The sequence below is a fragment of the Streptomyces marianii genome (assembly GCF_005795905.1).
GTDB lineage: Bacteria > Actinomycetota > Actinomycetes > Streptomycetales > Streptomycetaceae > Streptomyces > Streptomyces marianii.
Genome location: NZ_VAWE01000001.1, coordinates 1,869,224 through 1,889,700, shown reverse-complemented (window position 1 = coordinate 1,889,700; position 20,477 = coordinate 1,869,224). Strand labels below are relative to the sequence as shown.

The 20,477-nt window shown below is 69.4% G+C and carries 12 protein-coding genes and 2 pseudogenes; 11 read left to right on the top strand and 3 right to left on the bottom strand.

Annotation, left to right across the window (positions count from 1 at the left end):
* The first annotated feature begins 107 nt into the window (after positions 1-107).
* Both FEF34_RS08340 and FEF34_RS08335 read left to right on the top strand, forming a co-directional pair.
* Positions 108-1,643 carry an alpha/beta hydrolase gene (locus FEF34_RS08340; protein ID WP_138052573.1) on the top strand — a complete coding sequence of 512 codons (1,536 nt, stop codon included), beginning with the start codon at positions 108-110 and terminating at the stop codon, positions 1,641-1,643.
* A 73-nt stretch (positions 1,644-1,716) separates the two neighbouring features.
* The gene (locus FEF34_RS08335; protein WP_138052572.1) at positions 1,717-2,469 is read left to right on the top strand and encodes an ATP-binding protein; all 753 of its coding nucleotides are present in this window, start codon (positions 1,717-1,719) and stop codon (positions 2,467-2,469) included.
* Here FEF34_RS08335 and FEF34_RS08330 read toward each other — a convergent pair.
* Positions 2,403-3,403: pseudogene (locus FEF34_RS08330) on the bottom strand (IS5 family transposase). The gene FEF34_RS08335 and the pseudogene FEF34_RS08330 overlap by 67 nt on opposite strands.
* A gap of 172 nt (positions 3,404-3,575) precedes the next feature.
* On the opposite strand from FEF34_RS08330, the gene FEF34_RS08325 reads away from it, so the two are divergent.
* Positions 3,576-4,160, top strand: a complete 585-nt coding sequence (locus FEF34_RS08325; RefSeq protein ID WP_138052570.1) for a hypothetical protein — start codon at positions 3,576-3,578, stop codon at positions 4,158-4,160.
* Between the two features lie 66 nt (positions 4,161-4,226).
* On the opposite strand, the pseudogene FEF34_RS08320 reads toward FEF34_RS08325, so the two are convergent.
* Positions 4,227-4,445, bottom strand: a pseudogene (locus FEF34_RS08320) (IS1380 family transposase); the annotation flags it as partial.
* A gap of 1,105 nt (positions 4,446-5,550) precedes the next feature.
* Positions 5,551-9,381 carry a GH92 family glycosyl hydrolase gene (locus FEF34_RS08315; protein ID WP_138052569.1) on the bottom strand — a complete coding sequence of 1,277 codons (3,831 nt, stop codon included), beginning with the start codon at positions 9,379-9,381 and terminating at the stop codon, positions 5,551-5,553.
* Between the two features lie 472 nt (positions 9,382-9,853).
* Here FEF34_RS08315 and ngcE point away from each other — a divergent pair, with 472 nt between their 5' ends.
* The 8 genes from ngcE to dxs all read left to right on the top strand — a co-directional run bounded on the left by ngcE (position 9,854) and on the right by dxs (position 20,344).
* On the top strand, positions 9,854-11,305 hold the full coding sequence (ngcE, locus tag FEF34_RS08310; RefSeq protein ID WP_138052568.1) for an N-acetylglucosamine/diacetylchitobiose ABC transporter substrate-binding protein: 1,452 nt from the start codon (positions 9,854-9,856) through the stop codon (positions 11,303-11,305).
* Between the two features lie 85 nt (positions 11,306-11,390).
* Complete coding sequence (locus FEF34_RS08305) at positions 11,391-12,314, top strand: carbohydrate ABC transporter permease (protein ID WP_138052567.1); 924 nt, start codon at positions 11,391-11,393, stop codon at positions 12,312-12,314.
* 1 nt (position 12,315) lies between these two features.
* On the top strand, positions 12,316-13,242 hold the full coding sequence (locus tag FEF34_RS08300; RefSeq protein ID WP_138052566.1) for a carbohydrate ABC transporter permease: 927 nt from the start codon (positions 12,316-12,318) through the stop codon (positions 13,240-13,242).
* Between the two features lie 209 nt (positions 13,243-13,451).
* Entirely contained in the window at positions 13,452-14,651 is a 1,200-nt protein-coding gene (locus FEF34_RS08295; RefSeq protein ID WP_138052565.1) for an ROK family transcriptional regulator, read from the top strand.
* Positions 14,652-14,771: 120 nt separating this feature from the next.
* Positions 14,772-15,884: a substrate-binding domain-containing protein gene (locus FEF34_RS08290; RefSeq protein WP_138052564.1), complete on the top strand. Its 1,113-nt coding sequence runs from the start codon at positions 14,772-14,774 to the stop codon at positions 15,882-15,884.
* A 168-nt stretch (positions 15,885-16,052) separates the two neighbouring features.
* Complete coding sequence (locus FEF34_RS08285) at positions 16,053-16,841, top strand: ATP-binding cassette domain-containing protein (RefSeq protein WP_138052563.1); 789 nt, start codon at positions 16,053-16,055, stop codon at positions 16,839-16,841.
* On the top strand, positions 16,838-18,133 hold the full coding sequence (locus tag FEF34_RS08280; protein WP_138052562.1) for a sugar ABC transporter permease: 1,296 nt from the start codon (positions 16,838-16,840) through the stop codon (positions 18,131-18,133). The genes FEF34_RS08285 and FEF34_RS08280 overlap by 4 nt, the downstream gene beginning before the upstream one ends.
* A gap of 243 nt (positions 18,134-18,376) precedes the next feature.
* Positions 18,377-20,344, top strand: a complete 1,968-nt coding sequence (gene dxs, locus FEF34_RS08275) for a 1-deoxy-D-xylulose-5-phosphate synthase (RefSeq protein WP_138052561.1) — start codon at positions 18,377-18,379, stop codon at positions 20,342-20,344.
* Positions 20,345-20,477: the final 133 nt, after the last annotated feature.

Sequence of the window (20,477 nt, the reverse complement as noted above, 5' to 3'; positions counted from 1 at the left end):
CACGCCACATGCGGTTGCAGTACTAACCGGTCCCTGACGCCTCGCTTCGCCTCTCCCGACGCCGCTCACAAGGGTCACCCCCACACACACACCAGAGGAGTCTCTCCGTGTTCAGCGGGATCTTCCGGCTGCTGGCGTGTACGACCGCCGCCATTACCACTGTGGCGCTGTGTCCCACGGTGGCCTCCGCCTCCGTCTCCATCGCACTGCCTGCATCCGAACTCCATTGGCAGAGCTGCAAGGAGCTGACCGGAGCGCCCGTGGATCCCGCGGTCGCGGACTGCGCGACCCACCACGTTCCCCGGGGCTACGCGCGTCCGTCCGCTGGCTCCGTCGAGATCGTGATGCTGCGCCGTAGGGCGACCGATCCGGACAGCCGGCGCGGCACACTCTTCGTCAACCCGGGCGGGCCGGGTACGTCCGGCCTGCACACCGCCTACCGAGCAGAACGGTTCCTCGACGCCGAGGTCCTGGCCCGGTACGACGTCATCGGATTCGATCCGCGCGGTGTTAACTTGAGCGATCCGCTGAAGTGCTTCCGGAGCCAGACCGAGCACGACGACACGCTCCGCGGCGCAATGGCCGTACCCGTGACCGAGGACGAGATCGCCGGAGCCATGCGGGCGGCGGACGGACACTCGGCGGCCTGTGCCCGTGTCGCGGGCCCGCTGCTGCCCCACATGACCACCTTCAACGCGGCCCAGGACCTGGAACAGCTGCGCAGGGCCACGAGAGAACGGCAGATCAGCTTCATCGGCTTCTCCTACGGCTCCCTGCTCGGGGCCACCTACGCCAACCTACATCCGGACCACCTCGACGCCATGGTCCTTGATGGCGCCGTCGATCCGCGGCTTCGCTCGCACAACGGTCTGGAGTACGACCGGCAGCGCGCCATCGGCATGGAGATCGCACTCGCGGAGTTCCTGCGCGCGTGCGAAGAGGCTGGTACCGCCTGCGCATTCAGCGGGGGCGACCCTCGCCGGAAGTTCGACCGGGTCCGGGAACGGCTGCGCGGCGGCCCGCTGGCCCTGCCAGACGGCACCACCATGACACTGAGCGCCTTCACCACCCGGGTGGCCGACTCGCTCGCGACCCCCTCCCGCCTGCCCGGCCTGGCCCGCGCACTGGCCCTCCTGGAGACGGCACCTCCCGCGCCGCGCACCGACTCCACAGCAGCGGTCGCCGCCGGGGGCCCGTATCGCGGGGACGACTCCGAAGCGGCATACAACTGCCTGGACAAGCCCTACCCGGCAGCTGTCGGCACCTGGCCCGCACGCGCGGACCGCTGGGAGAGACAAGCACCGACCTTCGGAAGGATGGTCGCCTTCGAGTCCGCGGTCTGCGCCACATGGCCGGTCCGGTCGTACGAGGCCGACCGCTACACCGGACCCTGGAACAGGGAGACCGACCAGCCGGTCCTCGTGATCGGAAACCGGTACGACCCGACCACCCAGTACCGCTTTGCGGAGCGCCTGACGGACCAGCTCGGCCGGGCGGAGCTTGTCACCGTTGACATGATCGGTCACACCGCGCTCGGCCTGAGCCGCTGCGCCGACGACATCACCACGGACTATCTGCTCGGCCGTGGAAGCCCCGGCCACGGAACCGAGTGCCGACCGGACGCGGGACCGTTCGCCGGCTGACGCCGCACTGATCCACTGGCCGACCGAAGGGGGGACGAGTGTGTCCGCGGATCGCCTCGCGACATCAGTCTGTTTGCTGCCGAACCCGGACGAGGTGCACTCCCAGCGTGAACTCGTCGCGGTTCTCGGGCTGCTCAAGGATCGCAGCGGACTGACATATCGCCAGTTGGAGAGCCGCGCCAGGCGAGCGGGCTTCCGGCTGCCCCGCTCGACCGTCGCCTCCACGCTCGCCCGTACGACCCTGCCGAAGGAGGAGTTCGTCACGGCCCTCGTACGCGCTTGCGGGGCCGATCCGGCGACGTGGCAGGAGGCGTACCGGAGAGTCGCGGACCTGCGCCCAGAGGCGGACACCGGTGCGCACAGCGTCGTCACCCAACCGCGGCAGTTGCCGTACTGCGCGCCTGATCTTATCGGCCACGAGCGTGAGTTATCCGCTGTCGTGGACTGGCTGACCTCGCCGCACGCCCAGCCACCGGTCACCGTGATCACCGGCCCACCGGGCGTGGGGAAGTCCGTCCTCGCGCTGCGGGCCCTGCGCCGCGTCGTGGCCCACTACCCCGACGGCCAGCTGTACGTGGAGCTGCGCTGCGCAACTCCGGGAGCCGAACCGCTGCCCGTGGACCACGTCGTCACCAGGCTGCTGCGCGGCCTCGGCATCCCCCCGTATCAGCTGCCTGCCGACATCTCCGAGTGCACGGCCCTGCTTCGCAGCCTCCTCGCCGACCGCAGGGTCCTAGGGAGCGTATGTGGTTGTGATCATCAGGTGGTCCGGGTGAGCTCTCTGAGCCAGATCATCGAGGCGCGGAGGTGGAGGCCGGCGAGGTAGCTGTCGGGGGTCTTGTCGTACCGCGTGGCGATGCCTCGCCAGGCCTTCAGCTTGTTGATCAGCCGCTCGACGGTGTTCCGCTCCTTGTAAAGGTCGGCATCGTGGCTGACGGGCCGGCCGCCTCTGGAGCCCTTCTTCTTCCGGTTGGCGGCCTGGTCCTTCTTCTCCGGGATGACCGCCTTGATACGGCGTTTGCGCAGGTGGGCGCGGTTGCCGCGGGACGAGTACGCCTTGTCCCCGGCGACTGCGCCGGGCCGGGTGCGCGGACGGCCGACGGGCATGCGCACCCGCACCTTCCCCAATACGGGGATGAACTGCGGGCTGTCGGCGGCCTGGCCCGCGGTCAGTATGAACGCCAGCGGGCGGCACTTCCGGTCGCCGACGACATGGATCTTGCTGGTCTGCCCTCCCCTGGAACGCCCGAGCAGGGCGGCCTTCAGCCGGAGTTTTCGTCGGCGCCGGATGCGCCGCCGCTCTTCCCGCACGGGATCGCCTTCGGCCTCCTGTCCGGTTTGTTCGTCGCAGTCGCCCCTTTTGACCTGGCCTTCTCGGTCTCGGCGGCAGCCTTCTCCAAAGCGGTGAGGACGTCTTCGTCCATGTGCATCCCGGCAGCGTCGTGGTGGGCCCGGGCGGTGGTGGAATCGATGCTGACCAGGGACAGGTCCACCTCGCCGCGCTTCGCGGCTTCCGTGACCAGGCCCTCCATGATGGCTTCGAAGACGCCGGAGTCACGCCACTGCCGGAAGCGGTTGTGGACGGTCGACCAGGCGCCGAACTCCGTCGGCATCTCCCGCCACTGCCCGCCTGTCTTGAACCTCCAGATCACGCCCTCGAACTGCTGCCGCAGCCGCTCGGGGTACGGGCCGTACTCGCCGATCGGCAGGTACGGCTCGATCAACTCCCACTCCACATCCGTCAGTTGCGCTCGCGTCACCCAAAGAGGTCTACCGGTCCAAACCCTGCCGCGCAGGCAGATCTCGCAGATTGATCACGACGCAATACGCCCCCTAGTCGTCCTCGACGACGCGACCTCCGCCAGCCAGGTACGGCCGCTGATCCCGGCGCACACGCGCAGCCCGATCCTTGTCACCTCCCGCTCCAGCCTGGTGGCGATCGACGGCGCGCGGCGCGCCCGGCTCAAGTCCCTGCCGCTCCCGGAGGCCGAGGCGGTGCTGCGGCGCATGCTCGGCGACGAGGGGGCAGGGCTGAGCGGGCGGCTGGTGAGTGAACTGGCGGCGCGTTGCGGAGGGCTGCCGCTGGCGCTGCGGCTCGCCGCCGCGCGCCTGGCGGTCAGGACGGATCTGTCGGTCGCGGCGCTCAACGCCCGGCTGGCGGACGAACAGCACTGTCTGGACGCCCTGCGGGTCGACGACATGGAGCTACGGGCCAGCTTCGCCGTCAGCTATCAAGACCTCGCCCGTATCGATGACACGCACCGCACCCTGGCCCGGACTTTCCTGCTCTTCGGCCAGCCGGGAATCACCGAGATCTCAGGCCTTGCGATGACCGAGGCGCTCCGTCTCCCGTCGGCCAGCGTCGAGTGGGCGACCGAGCACCTGCTGGACGGTCATCTGATCGAGAGCACCCCGTCAGGGCGCTACCGGATGAACGACCTGCTGAGGTGTTATGCCAGGGAACAGGCAGAGATGGAGCCCTTCTCCGTAGACCAGAGGCAGCTCGCAGGTTTATAGAGGGGGACCCGGCGCGTTGGTCGGGTTCTCCAAGGTCTTTCGTGTCGTAGGTGGCCGGGCGGCTGGTCAGTTGGCGGGGCCGGGTAGGGCGGCCAGACGCTGGAAGGCGGCGGCGAGTTGGTGTCGCCAGGGCCAGGTTGCTGCGATCCGCAGGAGGAGGCGGCCGCCGCGGGTGAGACGGGCAGCGACGTGCAGGATCCGGAAGCGGAGTCTCTTGGGTTCGGCGCTAGCCGGCTCGCCGTCCAGCAGCAGGACGCGGGTCCAGGCCACAAGGTCGATGGCTGCCGAGCGTGAAGCAGATCGGGTCGTCGGAGTCGGCCATGCCGTCAGCCTTGCAGAGGCCGACGAGATCGCGCCGAAGCATCTACTGGCGAGAGGTCGGGGATCGGCAATGAAGGGGCGCACAGGAGCCCGGTCACGCGAGGACCCGGACCCGCCGCCATAACAGCGGGCGGAACACGGGGCAACCGCCAACGGAGCACGTTGACTCGCTGTGCCGCGCGTGTTGAGGTGCTGCGTTGGCGGTAGGAAAACTCAGCCAGATGTGCTCTCCACGCCCGGAAACTATGCGCATTGTGGCGATCTGATGCGAGGACCACTGCTCAGAACGCCATCGTCCTCGAGATCCTGCAGAACTACCGTGCAGCGGGAGCACGTCGCAGTACGTGCTCCGGAGCCTGATCCGCAAGTAGGCCGCCCGGCGGCGTCCGGCCATCAGGCCGGGGCGCCGCGGGCACGGCGGTACCGGCATCCGCACGGCGGTACCGCCGTGCGGATGCCCGCGGTGCGGGCGGTCCGGCAGCACGGTGAAGGGCCGCACCCCTAAGAGCAGGGGTGCGGCCCTTCACCGTCCGGTCGCGGTCCGGTCCCGGGCCGCCGTCCGGTGCCCGGTTGTTGCCCGGTTCCTGGCGGTGGTCCGCTCCCCGGTTGCGGCCCGGTCCGGCGCCGTATTCCGGCGCCCCGCCGTCATCCGGCGCATTCGCCATCGTCCGGTTCCTGGCGGTGGTCCGCTTCCCGGTCGCGGTCCGGTCCCGCGCTGCCGTCCGGTGCCCGGTTGTTGCCCGGTTCCCGATGGTGGTCCGCTTCCCGGTCGCGGCCCGGTCCGGCGCCGCCCCCTCGTCTCCCGCGGCATCCCGTTCCGCCGCCGGCGACGGCCCGCCGCGCCGGCACCCGGCCGGGTTCGGTGAGCGCCGTACCGGCCCGGAGCGCCTGAACGGCCCCGCAGCCGCCAGGCCCTCCGGCTGGCGGATCGGCTCGGGCGGTACGGGCAGCGGCACGAACGGCCGCTCCGATGCGCGGGTCGGGCTCCGCTCCTCCGCCACGGCGACGAGGCGCGCGGAGGCCGCAGCCCCCTGGGGGACTGCGGCCTCGGACAGGGACGGAGGACCGGTCAGGAGATCAGTTCTACCTCCGCGAGCACCGACTGCGCCGCACCCGCGGCGGGGACCAGCCGGTACTGCCGGTACGTGCCGGGGCGCGCGACCGTGAAGACCCGTGTCTGCCGGTCCCACGCGAACGACTCGCCGGAACGCCGGTCCAGATCGGTCCAGGCGGTGCCGTCCCGGGAGCCCTGCAGCACCCAGCCTGCCGGGGCCTTGTCGCGGGCCGCCGAGGTGAGCGTGTACTGCACGGCCCGGGTGCCCTCCGCGACCGGCAGGTCCACGGCCGCCTCCAGCGCCGTCTCCGTACCGGAGGTGTCGTCGAAGAGCGCGCCCGTGCCGCTGGTCGCGTCGCGGCGGGGCGAGGGCACCTCGTCGTCCTCGGTGACCGAGACGGGCGCGGCGGCTCTGCCCGTGCCCCAGCGCGACGGCTTCGGCCCCATGGCGAACTCCAGCGTGCCGCCCCGCGCCAGCAGCGCGTGCGGGAGGGCGGTGGAGTTCCAGCGCTTCCCGTTCACCTTCAGGCCCTGGACGTAGATGTTGCGGGCGCTGTTCCGGGGCGCCTTCACCACGAGTTCGCGGCCGTTCTCCAGGTGGACCGTCGCCTTGGTGAAGAGCGGCGAGCCGACCGCGTACTCCCCACTGCCCATCACCAGCGGATAGAAGCCGAGTGCGGAGAACAGGAACCAGGCCGACTGCTCGCCGTTGTCCTCGTCGCCGTGGTAGCCCTGCCCGATCTCGCTGCCGGTGTAGAGGCGGGACATGACCTCGCGCACCTTCTCCTGCGTCTTCCACGGCTGCGAGGCCGCGTTGTACATGTAGGTGACGTGGTGGGCGACCTGGTTGGAGTGCCCGTACATGCCCATCCGCACGTCACGGGCCTCGGTCATCTCGTGGATGACGCTGCCGTACGAGCCGACGAACTCCGGTGACGCCGTCTCCGGGGTGGCGAAATAGGTGTCGAGCTTCTTCCCGAGGGCCGGCCGTCCGCCGTAGAGATTCGCCAGACCGCGGCTGTCCTGCGGCGCGGTGAACGCATAGCCCCAGCCGTTGGTCTCGGTGTAGTCGTAGCCCCAGACCCTGGGGTCGTACGTGTCCGACGGCACCCTCCAGTCGCCCTCGAGATCGCGTCCCTGGAAGAATCCCGCCTTCTTGTCGAACAGCGTCACGTAGTTCCGGGCCCGGTTCCGGAAGTACGCGGACTCGTCCTTGTAGCGCGCCTTCTTCGTCTTCGCCCAGAGGGCGTCGGCCATCTTCGACAGGCCGTAGTCGTTGAGGTAGCCCTCCAGCGACCACGACAGGCCCTCGTGCGTCTCGGTGGAGGCGTAGCCGAGGAACGGCGAGGTCTCCATGCCCTTGCGCCCCACGCCCCGGTGCGGCGGGGTCACCGTCGCGTTCTTCAGCGCCGCCTCGTAGGCCTTCTCCGCGTCGAAGCCGCGGACGCCCTTCACATAGGCGTCGGCGAAGGCGACGTCGGAGGAGGTGCCGGTCATCAGATCGGCGTAGCCGGGGGAGGACCAGCGGGAGATCCAGCCGCCGTCCCGGTACTGCTGGACGAATCCGTCGACCAGTTCCCCCGCCTTCTTGGGGGTGAGGAAGGAGTAGGCCGGCCAGGTCGTCCGGTAGGTGTCCCAGAAGCCGTTGTTGACGTACATCCGGCCGTCGACGATCTTCGCGCCCGTGTGGGTCGGGGTGTCCGGGCCGGTCTGCGGCGAGAAGGGGCTGGCGTACCTGTCCTTGCCGTCGACCTTCTCGAACCCGGAGTTCGGGTAGAGGTACAGCCGGTAGAGCGAGGAGTAGAGGGTCACCAGCTGGTCGTGGGTGGCGCCCTCGACCTCGACCCGGCCGAGCAGGTCGTCCCAGGCGTCCTGCGCACGGTCCTTGACGCGGCCGAAGGACGCGGACGCGGGGATCTCCTGCGCGAGGTTCTCCCTGGCCTGGTCGACGCTGATCAGCGAGGTGGCGATGCGCAGGGTGACCGTGCGGTCCTCACCGGCGTCGAACCGGAGGTGGCCCTTGACGCCCTGGGACGCGGACGAGGTGACGGGCGCGTCGAAGACGCCGTACACGAACAGCCGGGTGGCGCCCGTGGACAGTCCGCTCTTCACGTCGGAGTAGCCGGTGAAGGAGCGGGTCTGCGGATCGAGCGTCAGCCCGGCCTGCTCCGTGACGTTGTCGAAGACGACCGACGCGTGGTCGCCGGGGTAGGTGAACCGCATCATCGCCGCGTGGTCGGTGGGGGTGATCTCCGCCTTCAGCCCGTTCTCGAACGTCACGCCGTAGTAGTGCGGGCGGGCGGTCTCCTTCTCGTGGCGGAAGGGCAGGGCGCGGGCGGCGCGGCCCGTGTCCGGAATGCCCTCGGCGACGGACGGCATCAGCTGGAAGGTCTGCCGGTCGCCCATCCACGGGCTCGGCTCGTGGCTGGCGCTGAACGCCTGCACCGTGGGCAGGTTGTCGGCGTTGTTGGCGCGTGCGTACTCGTACAGCCAGCTCAGCGAGCCGGCGTTGGTCACCGGCGTCCAGAAGTTGAAGCCGTGCGGGACAGCCGTCGCCGGGAAGGTGTTGCCGCGCGAGAACGAGCCGCTGGAGTTGGTGCCGCGCACGGTCGAGGCGTAGTCGGACAGACGGGCGAGCCGCTTCTCCGGCGGCTTCGGGGCGATGCGGACGTCATCGATCCACCCCTGGAACTTCGCCGGACCCTTGGGCGCGTCGTACGCCACGAGGATCCGGTCCACGGTCTTGCCCGCGGCCACCGAGCCGATCCGGGACGCGACCTGGTTCCACTGGTTGACGTAGAGCCGCTTCGCCGCACCCTGGCCGCGCGGCGTCAACAGCCCGCCGTGCGAGTCCACCGCCCGGAGGTCGCTCAGATAGGTGCCGTCGGTGAACGCCAGGTCGACCGCCACGCTGGTGGCCGGGTAGTTGAGATCGGTCTCGGCCATCGAAGGGAAGATGCGGTACGACAGCTCGGTGTCCCGCCGCACTGCCGTGTCGACGTCGAAGACCTTGTTGTACGAGTAGGCGCGGCCGTCCGGTTTGTGCGTGCCCGCGTACCGCAGGGCGCGCTTGCCGGTGAAGCCGGCGTTGGCCTTCGCCGTCGGGGAACCGGCGGGACCGCGGTCGACGTGGCTGCGCATGTCCTCCGGCACCGGGCTGCCGGTGTCGCCGTCGGAGAACTGCACGTCGGCGAGCTGGACGATGCCCGAGGCCCCGTTGTTGCGGGTGATCTCCAGGCGGTAGTGCGCGTACGAGCCGGCCTTCCCCGGGTCGATGCCGTACGTCTTCGTCTGGAAGCGCTTCTCGAACGTCTGGCCCTCGCGGGTGTCCAGGACCGTCCAGTCCTCGCCGTTCTCCGAGCCCTTGAGCGTCCAGTCCTTCGGGTCGCGCTCGTCGACGTCGTTGGCCGAGGTCAGCGCATAGGTGACGACCCTGACGGGGCTGTCCGTGTCGAACTCGACCCAGCCGGTCGGTTCGAACGTGAGCCATTTGGTGGACGGCTGGAGGTCGACCAGGTTCTCCTTGGTCTCACCGGCGCCGGCGTTCTCGCCGCTGGCGCGCAGTTCGACGACCTTGTCGGTGACATTGCCCGGTATGCCCGAGGCGAAGCCGCCGTCGACCCCGTCGGACCGCTTCGCGCCGTCCGGTCCCGTGTCCACGGTGTTGCGCCAGTCGGGCTGGGCCTCGTCCGCCTCGAACGAAGTGGAGAACTCCGGCGCGGGGGCCGGGGGACGGGCGGGCAGGGCGACGGCCGCCGACTGCGCCGTCACCACCAGCAGGGAAGCGGCCGCCACCAGGGCGGCCGAGCGGGCGTGGGGGTGCCTGGGGCTGGATCTTGGCCGCATGTCGAAGCCGTTCCTCCCGCCGAAGCGATAGACAACGTTGTCAGGAGCAATGCGCAGGCACTAGTAGGGAGTAAGTGCCGCGGGGTGTCAAGGGTGTTGACGGTGCGGCGGGTTGGTTTTCGGCCGGTTCGGTGAGTTTCCCGCGGTGGATTCCCCGCGCTCGCCGCTACCGTGTGCGGGAGGTCTCAACTCGGGAAAGACTGCCGCGCAACCTTGCTTTCGATCTTGCTCCGTGGGCGGGAAGTGGACTATACCTGTCGGCGTCCGCCTCGCCGGAAGACACGGCGAAGGGCCGGGGGGAACGGGCAGGCGAAGTATCGTCTGCGGCCCGGGCAGAAGTCCGTTCCCACTGCCACGGTATTACCCCTGCACGACCAGCTTCAGCAATTGACCGCGGTGGCGGGGCCCTTCATCCCAGGAAGGCGGGCGACCGGTTCACCGCCTGAGTCCTGGAGAAGGCGAGGACTTCAGCATGGGATCCACCTCCGGCCACTCGAACGGCGGTCTCGGCCGCCGCGACCTGATCAAGCGGTCCGCGGCGCTCGGCCTGGTCACCATTCCCACGATGAGCTTCCTTTCCGCCTGCGCGAGCGGCGACGGCGGAGCCGGCGGCTCCAAGGTCGAGAAGGGGAAGGTCACCAAGGCCAACCCGCTCGGCGTCAACGAGACCGCGGCCCTCGAAGTCGTCATCTTCGACGGGGGTTTCGGGCAGCAGTACGCGATCGACGCGGAGAAGAAGTACAACGCGGCCTTCCCCAAGGCCCCCAAGGTCGAGCACAAGGCCACCCAGAAGATCCAGTCCGAGCTCCAGCCCCGCTTCAACGGCGGCACCCCGCCGGACCTCATCGACAACTCCGGGGCCGAGCAGATGGACATGGGCGTCCTCGTCGGCAAGAAGCAGCTCGCCGACCTCACCCCGCTGCTGGACGCGCCCTCCGTCGACGACCCGAACAAGAAGGTCCGGGACACCCTGCGCCCCGGCATCGTCGAGATGGGCCAGTTCGACGGCGCGCCCGTGTGGATCCTCTACTACGCCTACACCGTCTACGGCGTCTGGTACTCGCAGACCGCGCTCGACCGGCTCGACGCGCAGTACCCCGAGACCTGGGACGAGATGCTCGCCCTGTGCGAGAAGGCGAAGAAGCAGGGCATCGCGGGCTGGACGTACGCCGGCAAGCATCCCTACTACCTCCCCTTCTCGCTCTACCCGTTCATCGCCAAGATCGGCGGTCGGGAGGTCCTGGACTCCATCGACAACCTGGAGCCGAACGCCTGGAAGCACCCGGCCGTCAAGGCCGCGTTCGAGGCGTACTACGAGCTCTACAAGAAGGGCTACGTCCTCAAGGGCACCCCGGGCCTGGACCACATCCAGTCACAGACCGCCTGGACCAAGGGCAAGGCGCTGTTCATCCCCAACGGCTCCTGGGTGGAGAACGAGGCGGCCAGCACCATGCCGAAGGACTTCAACCTGGCCGTCTCCGCGCCGTCCGGCCTGGACGCCTCGGACAAGATGCCCTTCGGCACCCTCTGGGCCTCCGGCGGTGAGCCGTTCATCGTCCCGGCGAAGGCGAAGAACGTCGAGGGCGGCATGGAACAGCTGCGCATCATGCTCGGCGAGGAGTCCTCGAAGAACTTCACCAAGCAGGTCAAGTCGCTGACCGCGTTCAACGGCGGAACCGACGGCATCGCGCTGACGCCGGGTCTGAAGTCGGGTGTCGCCGCGCTGGAGAAGGCCGGCGGGAACGTCGTCAACCCGCGTCTGCAGGACTGGTACGTCAAGCTCCAGAAGGAGCAGATCGGCGTGGCCGGTCTGGGCGAGATGATGGCCGGACGGCTCACCCCGGCCGAGGCCGTCAGCAAGATCCAGGGATTCGCCGACAGGGCTGCCCAGGACTCGTCCGTCAAGAAGTACAAGCACCAGTGAGCGGCCTGTGCACCCGGGGGCGGCGCGCCCCCGGGAGCACACTGCACCAGCGGCGGCACACTCCGGAAGATCGGGGTCGGTAACCATGCAGCACGGCAAGTACCGGTTCATCGTGGGGTTCCTGGCGGCGCCCCTGGCGCTGTACGCGCTCTTCGTGCTCTGGCCGTTCGTCCAGTCCATCTACTACTCGTTCACGGACTGGACCGGTCTGAGCCCGGACTTCTCCATGGTCGGCTTCGACAACTACGCACGGCTGTGGGGCGACGACGTCTTCTGGAAGTCGCTCCGGCACAGCCTGCTGTTCGCGCTGCTGCTGCCGGTGGTGACGATCGGCCTCGCCCTGTTCTTCGCCTTCATGATCAACGTCGGCGGGCGGCACCGGAGGGGGGCCGCGGTCTCCGGGGTGCGGGGGTCGTCGTTCTACAAGATCGCCTACTTCTTCCCGCAGGTGCTGTCGATCGCGATCGTCGCCCTGCTCTTCCAGTTCGCGTACAACCCGGAGAGCGGAGCGATCAATTCCGGGCTCAAGGCGATCGGGCTCGGCGACGTCCAGCCGCTCTGGCTCGGTGACCCGGACCTCGCCCTGTGGTGTGTGATGGCGGTCCTCGTCTGGTCCACGGTCGGCTTCTTCGTCGTCCTCTTCTCCGCGGGTATGGCGTCGATCCCGAAGGACTTCTACGAGGCGGCGCTGTTGGACGGCGCGAGCAGGATCACCACCTTCTTCCGGATCACGCTGCCGCTGCTGTGGGACACCATCCAGTCGGGCTGGGTCTACATGGGCATCCTCGCGCTCGGCGCCGAGTCCTTCGCGGTGGTGCAGATCATGACGACGGGGCCCGGCGGTCCCGACTACTCGACCACGGTGATGGTGCTGTACGTGTACCAGTCGGCGTTCCGCGACGGTGCGGCGGCCTACGCGACCACGATCGGCGTCGCCCTGCTGGTCGTCACGCTGGCCTTCGCGGCCGTCGTGATGAAGCTGGGCCGGCGCGAGCGCCTGGAGTACTGAGATGAAGACGACCGAAACCTCTCCCGCCGGCACCGCGGAGCCCCTGCCGCACGTGGTGAGGACCGATCTGCCCGGCGCGAAACCGAAGGCGGGGAAGCGCGGCGACGGCAGGATCCTCAACGTCTTCTCGCACGGAATGCTGGTCCTCTGGGCCTTCATGGTCGTCATGCCGCTGCTGTGGGCGGTGATGACGTCCTTCAAGGACGACAACGCGATCTTCAGCTCGCCGTGGTCGCTGCCGGACCGGCTCCACTTCGAGAACTGGTCCCGTGCCTGGGGCCAGGCGCACATGAGCGACTACTTCCTGAACACCGTTCTGGTGGTCGCCGGCTCCCTCGCGGGCACCCTTCTGCTGGGCTCGATGGCGGCGTACGTCCTCGCCCGGTTCGACTTCCCGGGCAACCGCTTCATCTACTTCCTCTTCATCGGGGGGATGAGCTTCCCGATCATGCTCGCGCTGGTCCCGTTGTTCTACGTCATGAACAACATTCAGCTCCTGAACACGATCCACGGCCTGATCCTGGTCTACATCGCCTACTCGCTGCCGTTCACCGTGTTCTTCCTGACCGCCTTCTTCCGTACGCTGCCGACCTCGGTGGCGGAGGCGGCGCTGATCGACGGGGCCTCGCACACCCGGACGTTCTTCCAGGTCATGCTGCCGATGGCCAAGCCCGGTCTGATCAGCGTCGGGATCTTCAACTTCCTGGGCCAGTGGAACCAGTACATGCTGCCGACGGTGCTGAACACCGAGCAGGAGAACAAGGTGCTGTCCCAGGGCCTGGTGCAGCTGGCCGTCAGCCAGGGGTACAAGGGGGACTGGTCGGGCCTGTTCGCGGGCCTGGTGATGGCGATGCTGCCGGTGCTGGCCGCGTACGTCGTCTTCCAGCGCCAGGTCGTCGCGGGCCTCACGGCGGGTGCCCTGAAGTAGAACCCGCCCCGCCCGGCGAACGCGTCCACCCGCCCGGCGACCGCGCCCGCCCCGCCACCGCCCCGTACCGCCCGCCGGAAGCCGCCGGCGGGCGGTACGCGTGCGTCCCGGGTTGTGCCGGGCTTTCGCTCAGGTCTTGACGGGGAGCGGCTCGAAAGGCTCCCCTTAGAGTTCACATGTTGGAGTGAAGAGCAGGAGTGTGTGAGTCGATGGAGACTCCGGGGTCGCAGACATCTCTGCATCGGGCCAATCTCGAGCGGGTCGTACGCGCCGTGCGGCTGGCCGGGTCGCTCACCCAGGCCGAGATCGCCAGGAGCACGGGCCTGTCCGCCGCGACCGTCTCCAACATCGTCCGCGAGCTGAAGGACGGCGGGACCGTCGAGGTCACGCCCACCTCCGCGGGCGGCCGCCGGGCCCGCAGCGTCTCGCTCAGCGGGGACGCCGGCATAGTCGTCGGCGTCGACTTCGGCCATACGCACCTGCGCGTCGCCATCGGCAACCTGGCCCACCAGGTCCTCGCCGAGGAGTCCGAGCCGCTCGACGTGGACGCCTCCTCCGCGCAGGGCTTCGACCGGGCGGAACAGCTGGTCAAACGGCTTATCGAGGCCACCGGAATCGGCCAGGACAAGATCGTCGGAGTGGGGCTGGGCGTGCCCGGGCCGATCGACGTGGAGACCGGCACGCTGGGCTCCACCGCGATCCTGCCGGGCTGGAGCGGCATCAATCCCAGCGAGGAGCTCTCCGGCCGACTGGGCGTGCCCGTGTACGTCGACAACGACGCCAACCTCGGCGCCCTGGGCGAACTGGTCTGGGGCAGCGGCCGCGGGGTCGGGGACCTGGCCTACATCAAGGTCGCCGGCGGTGTCGGCGCCGGACTCGTCATAGCGGGCCAGATCTACCGTGGCCCCGGCGGTACGGCGGGGGAGATCGGGCACATCACACTGGACGAGTCGGGGCCCGTCTGCCGCTGCGGCAACCGGGGCTGCCTGGAGACCTTCGCGGCGGCCCCCTACGTGCTGCCGCTCCTCCGGCCGAGTCACGGCCCGGACCTGACCATGGAACGGGTCGTGCAGCTGGCGCGGGAGGGCGATCCGGGCTGCCGCCGGGTCGTCTCCGACGTCGGCCGGCACATCGGAAGCGGTGTGGCCAACCTGTGCAACCTGCTGAACCCCAGCAGGGTGGTCCTCGGAGGCAGTCTGGCGGAGGCCGGGGAGCTGGTCCTCGCGCCGATACGCGAGTCCGTCTCCCGGTACGCCATCCCCAGCGCCGCCCGCCGGCTCTCCGTCCTTCCGGGGGCACTGGGAAGCCGGGCCGAGGTGCTGGGGGCACTGGCCCTCGTACTCAGCGAAATGGGTGATTCGACACTTCTGGACAGCTCGGTACCGGCCGGGACGCCTGCCTTCACTTAGATAACGAATGGCACCGTTGTCATCTCGTTAAGGATTTACTCCTTGACGCTGGCGTTGCGGCCGAGTTGACTTCCAGCCACCTCGGCCGCAAGGACGCGGCCTCGTCAGGGAGGTTTCTGAATGAACACGCAGATGCGTCGCGTCGCCGTGGCAGTGAGCGCCGCCGCGATGGCCGTGTCCCTCGCCGCCTGCGGCAGCGCCAAGGAGTCCGGCGAGAACGGCGCCAAGACCGGTGCCGCCAAGGGTGACGCCCTCAAGATCGGTCTCCTGCTCCCGGAGAACCAGACCGCGCGCTACGAGAAGTTCGACAAGCCGCTCATCGAGAAGAAGATCAGCGAGCTGACGAACGGCAAGGCGGAGGTCGTCTACGCCAACGCCAAGCAGGACGCGACGCTGCAGACGCAGCAGGTCGACACGATGATCACCAACAAGGTCGACGCGCTGATCGTGGACGCGGTGGACTCCAAGGCCATCGCGGGCGGTGTGAAGAAGGCGAAGGAGGCCGGCATCCCGGTCGTCGCCTTCGACCGCCTCGCCGAGGGCCCCATCGACGCCTACACCTCCTTCGACAACGAGGAGGTCGGCAAGGTCCAGGGCGAGGCCCTACTCAAGGCGCTGGGCGACAAGCCCAAGAGCGGCCAGATCGTCATGATGAACGGCTCCGTCACCGACCCGAACGCCGCGCTCTTCAAGAAGGGCGCCCACAGCGTCCTCGACGGCAAGGTGAACGTCGGCAAGGAGTACGACACCAAGGAGTGGAAGCCGGAGAACGCCAACGCCAACATGGAGGCGGCGATCTCGGCCCTCGGCAAGGACAAGATCGTCGGCGTCTACTCCGCGAACGACGGCATGGCGGGCGGCATCATCACCGCCCTGAAGGCCGGCGGCTTCGACAAGCTCCCGCCGGTCACCGGCCAGGACGCCGAGCTCGCCGGTGTGCAGCGCATCGTCTCGGGCGAGCAGTTCATGAGCGTCTACAAGCCGTACGCCCCGGAGGCCGCCGCGGCCGCCGAGATGGCCGTGGCGCTCGCCAAGGGCCAGAGCCTGGACGCGATCGCCACGTCCAAGGTCGACAGCCCGACCGCCAAGGGCATCCCGTCGGTGCTCGTCCCGGTCGTCTCGCTGACCAAGGACAACATCAAGGAATCGGTCATCGCGGACGGCGTCTACACCGCCGCCGAGATCTGCACCCCGAAGTTCAAGGCCGCCTGCGACGCGATCGGCCTGAAGTAGGCACCACGTCCCCTGAGGGACGCTCCCTGAAGCCTGGCCGGTGCCCCGCCCCCCTCCAGCCCCCGCTATCGGGGCGGGGCGCCGGACAGAAACGCTTCTCCCCGCTTCTGCTCAACCTCCGCGCCATCCCTCCCGGCGCGGCATCCCGCCGGTCAGGCGGCGAAGGAGATGGTTCACGTGTCCGCTACGCCCGTGCTGGCGTTGCGCGGGGTCTCCAAGCGGTTCGGTGCCGTTCAGGCGCTCACCGACGTAGAGCTTGAGGTCCACGCCGGTGAGGTCGTCGCCCTGGTGGGCGACAACGGCGCCGGAAAGTCCACGCTGGTCAAGACGATCGCCGGCGTGCACCCCATCGATGAGGGCGTCATCGAATGGGAAGGCAGGGCCGTGTCGATCGGCAAGCCGCACGACGCCCAGAACCTGGGCATCGCGACCGTCTACCAGGACCTCGCGCTGTGCGACAACATCGACGTCGTCGGCAACCTGTACCTCGGCCGGGAACTCCGCAAGCGCGGCGTCCTCGACGAGGTCGAGATGGAGCGCCGCTCGCGCGAGCTGCTGAGCACGCTCTCCATCCGCATCCCCAGCGTCCGCATCCCGATCGCCTCGCTCTCGGGCGGTCAGCGGCAGACCGTGGCCATCGCCCGTTCGATGCTCGGCGCGCCCAGGCTCGTCATCCTCGACGAGCCCACCGCGGCGCTCGGCGTCGAGCAGACCGCGCAGGTGCTCGACCTGGTGGAGCGGCTGCGGGAACGCGGCCACGCGGTCATCCTCATCAGCCACAACATGGCCGATGTGAAGGCCGTCGCGGACAGGGTGGCGGTGCTCCGGCTCGGCCGGAACAACGGCGTCTTCGACGTCAAGTCCACCTCGCAGGAAGAGATCATCTCCGCCATCACCGGCGCCACGGACAACGCCGTGACCCGTCGTGCGGCGCGCACCTCGGAGGCGCAGAAGTGAGCATCGACAAGACTCCGGCACCCGCCGGCGGCCGCCACCGGGTGGTCAACCCGGACGCCGCCCACGACGCGGTCACCGCGGTCGACCCCCGCCTCCTCGTGCGCGAGCAGGGCTTCGGCGGCTACATCGCGGAGTTCAAGCGCAAGCTGCACGCCGGCGACCTGGGCTCCATCCCGGTCGTCATCGGCCTGGTCCTGATCTGCGCGATCTTCCAGAGCCTGAACTCGCAGTTCCTCTCCGCGCAGAACCTCAGCAACATCGCGGTCACGATGGTCGCCACCGGCATGATGGCGGTCGGGATCATCTTCGTGCTGCTGCTCGGCGAGATCGACCTGTCCGTGGGCGCCGTCAGTGGCGTTTCGGGCGCGATCGTGGCCGTCCTCAGTGTCACGAACGGGATGAACGAGTGGCTGGCCCTGGTGGTCGCGATCGCGGGTGGCGCGGTCATCGGAGCCCTCCACGGCTTCTTCTTCGCCCGGATCGGCGCGCCCGCCTTCGCCGTCACCCTGGCGGGCCTGCTGTTCTGGCAGGGCTTCATGCTCCAGCTCCTCGGCTCCCAGGGCACGATCAACCTGGACGGCGACGGCGTCGTCGCCAAGCTGACCACGTACTACTTCTCCGACGTGGCGGCGGCCTACGGTCTCGCCGGGCTGGCCGTGGCCCTGTTCTTCCTCTCCGCGTTCCTCGACAGCCGCCGCCGTGACGCGGCCGGCATCCCGTCCCGGCCGCTCGGCGACATCGTGTTCCGCACGGTCCTGCTCGCCGTCGTGTCCTTCGGCGCCGCGTACATGCTCAACCAGTACAAGGGCCTGCCCCTGGCGCTGGTGCTGTTCCTCGTGGTCCTGGTGATCACCGACTTCGTCCTGCGGCGCACCGCCTACGGCCGGAAGATCTTCGCGCTCGGCGGCAGCGTCGAGGCGTCCCGCCGCGCGGGCATCAACGTCACCGCGGTCCGGATCTCGGTCTTCGCCATCGCCGGCACCTTCGCGGCCGTCGGCGGCCTGTTCTGGGCCTCCAAGATCGCCGCCGCCAACCAGAGCGCGGGCGCCGGTGAGCTGCTGATGAACGTCATCGCGGCGGCCGTCATCGGCGGCACCAGCCTCTTCGGCGGCCGCGGCCGCACCTGGAACGCGCTGCTCGGCGTCATGGTGATCGTCTCCATCCAGTACGGTCTGGCGCTGGAGGGCATCGCCACCCCGATCCAGTTCATGATCACCGGTGGTGTGCTCCTCGCCACCGTCGTGATCGACTCGGTCACGCGCAAGACGCAGAAGACCGCCGGCCGCGCGTAGCGGCCACCGCCAGCAGTGCCCGGCGCCGGAACCGGTGCCGGGCACTGCTGCGTGTTCTCCCGGGGAGCCGCGGCCGTCCCCCGGGGGCCTCCGTGTCCTCCGATGGCGTGACGCGGAACGCACCGCCCGATGACAGCGGCCGGGAGCGGAACATTAGACTCGGCAGATCGGCAAGCTCGACCAGCTCAAACGCAAGGAGGCACGGTGACGCAGCCGCGCGTAGCGCGTCGTTCAAGGGTGGCGGTGGGCGACAGGTGGGAGCTGCTTACCCGTATCAGAGGACCGCGTGACCTGGACCGGCTCGGCCCGGAGCAGCTCGACCGGCTGGCCGCGGAGATCCGCACCTTTCTCGTGGACGCCGTCTCCAAGACCGGCGGCCATCTCGGCCCCAACCTCGGCGTGGTCGAGCTGACCATCGCCCTGCACCGCGTCTTCGACTCACCGAACGACAAGGTCCTCTTCGACACCGGGCACCAGAGCTATGTCCACAAGCTGCTGACCGGGCGCCAGGACTTCTCCCGGCTCCGTGCCAAGGGGGGTCTGTCCGGTTACCCCTCGCGCGCCGAGTCCGAGCACGACGTCATCGAGAACTCGCACGCCTCGACGGTCCTCGGCTGGGCGGACGGCCTCGCCAAGGCCAACGAGGTGCTGAAGAAGGACGACCACGTCGTCGCGGTCATCGGTGACGGGGCCCTCACCGGCGGTATGGCCTGGGAGGCGCTGAACAACATCGCGGACGCCAAGGACCGCCCGCTCGTCATCGTCGTCAACGACAACGAGCGCTCCTACTCCCCGACGATCGGCGGCCTCGCCAACCACCTGGCCACCCTGCGCACCACCGACGGCTACGAGCGCTTCCTCGCCCGCGGCAAGGACATCCTGGAGCGCACCCCCGTCGTCGGCAGGCCGCTCTACGAGACCCTGCACGGCGCCAAGAAGGGCCTGAAGGACTTCATCGCCCCGCAGGGCATGTTCGAGGACCTCGGCCTGAAGTACGTCGGCCCCATCGACGGCCACGACATCGAGGCCCTGGAGTCCGCGCTGACCCGCGCCAAGCGGTTCGGCGGCCCGGTCATCGTGCACTGCCTCACCGAGAAGGGCCGCGGCTACCAGCACGCGGAGCAGGACGAGGCCGACCGCTTCCACGGCATCGGCCCGATCCACCCCGACACCGGCCTGCCGGTGAAGGCTTCGGCGGTCAGCTGGACGTCCGTCTTCGGCGACGAGATGGTCAAGCTCGGCCGGGAGCGCGAGGACATCGTCGCCATCACCGCGGCGATGCTCCAGCCCGTCGGCCTGAAGAAGTTCGCCGAGACCTTCCCCGAGCGCGTGTTCGACGTCGGTATCGCCGAGCAGCACGCGGCGACCTCGGCCGCCGGTCTGGCCACCGGCGGGCTCCACCCGGTCTTCGCCGTCTACGCCACCTTCCTCAACCGCGCCTTCGACCAGGTGCTGATGGACGTCGCCCTGCACGGGTGCGGGGTCACGTTCGTCCTGGACCGGGCCGGCGTCACCGGCGACGACGGCGCCTCCCACAACGGCATGTGGGACATGTCGATCCTCCAGGTCGTCCCGACCCTGCGGATGGCCGCCCCGCGGGACGCCGAGCAGCTGCGCGCCCAGCTCCGCGAGGCCGTCGAGGTCGAGGACGCGCCGACCGTGGTCCGTTACTCCAAGGGCGTGGTCGGCCCCGCGGTCCCGGCCGTCGGCCGCGTCGGCGGCATGGACGTCCTGCGCGAGCCGGGCACCGTCCCCCATGGCCCTTCGGGCATGGGAGGTACCCCCGGGCCCGACGTCCTCCTCGTCTCCGTCGGCGCCCTGGCGCCGATGTGCCTGGAGGTCGCCGACCTCCTCGACAAGCAGGGCATCTCCACCACCGTCGTCGACCCCCGCTGGGTCAAGCCGGTCGACGAGGCCCTCGCCCCGCTCGCCGAGCGGCACCGGGTCGTCGTCACCGTCGAGGACAACGGCCGTGTCGGCGGTGTCGGCGCCGCCGTGTCCCAGGCACTGCGCGACGCCGGAGTGGACCTGCCGCTGCGCGACTTCGGCATCCCGCCGCGCTTCCTCGACCACGCCTCCCGCAAGGAGGTCATGGCGGAGATCGGGCTGACCGCTCCGGACATCGCCCGCCAGGTCACCGGTCTCGTCGCCAGGCTGGACGGCCGACTCGACGACGAGCCCAGCAGGACCGCCGAGCCGGCGCGGGACTGAGCGGGCGCGCCGCCCGGCGCGCACCCGGTGGACGGAGTCGGATTGGGCCGGTCGGAGTACCGTGAGAGGTTTCCGGCCGGTCCTTTCGTGTGAACCGGACTCCGTGGGCGGGCGAGGTCCCGCACTCCTCTCG

Excerpts from the sequence above, each read along its gene's own strand:
- FEF34_RS08315 (WP_138052569.1), bottom strand. The coding sequence starts at position 9,381 with ATGCGGCCAAGATCCAGCCCCAGGCACCCCCACGCCCGCTCGGCCGCC.
- FEF34_RS08305 (WP_138052567.1), top strand. The coding sequence starts at position 11,391 with ATGCAGCACGGCAAGTACCGGTTCATCGTGGGGTTCCTGGCGGCGCCC.
- FEF34_RS08295 (WP_138052565.1), top strand. The coding sequence starts at position 13,452 with ATGGAGACTCCGGGGTCGCAGACATCTCTGCATCGGGCCAATCTCGAG.
- FEF34_RS08300 (WP_138052566.1), top strand. The coding sequence starts at position 12,316 with ATGAAGACGACCGAAACCTCTCCCGCCGGCACCGCGGAGCCCCTGCCG.
- ngcE (WP_138052568.1), top strand. The coding sequence starts at position 9,854 with ATGGGATCCACCTCCGGCCACTCGAACGGCGGTCTCGGCCGCCGCGAC.
- FEF34_RS08285 (WP_138052563.1), top strand. The coding sequence starts at position 16,053 with ATGGTTCACGTGTCCGCTACGCCCGTGCTGGCGTTGCGCGGGGTCTCC.
- FEF34_RS08290 (WP_138052564.1), top strand. The coding sequence starts at position 14,772 with ATGAACACGCAGATGCGTCGCGTCGCCGTGGCAGTGAGCGCCGCCGCG.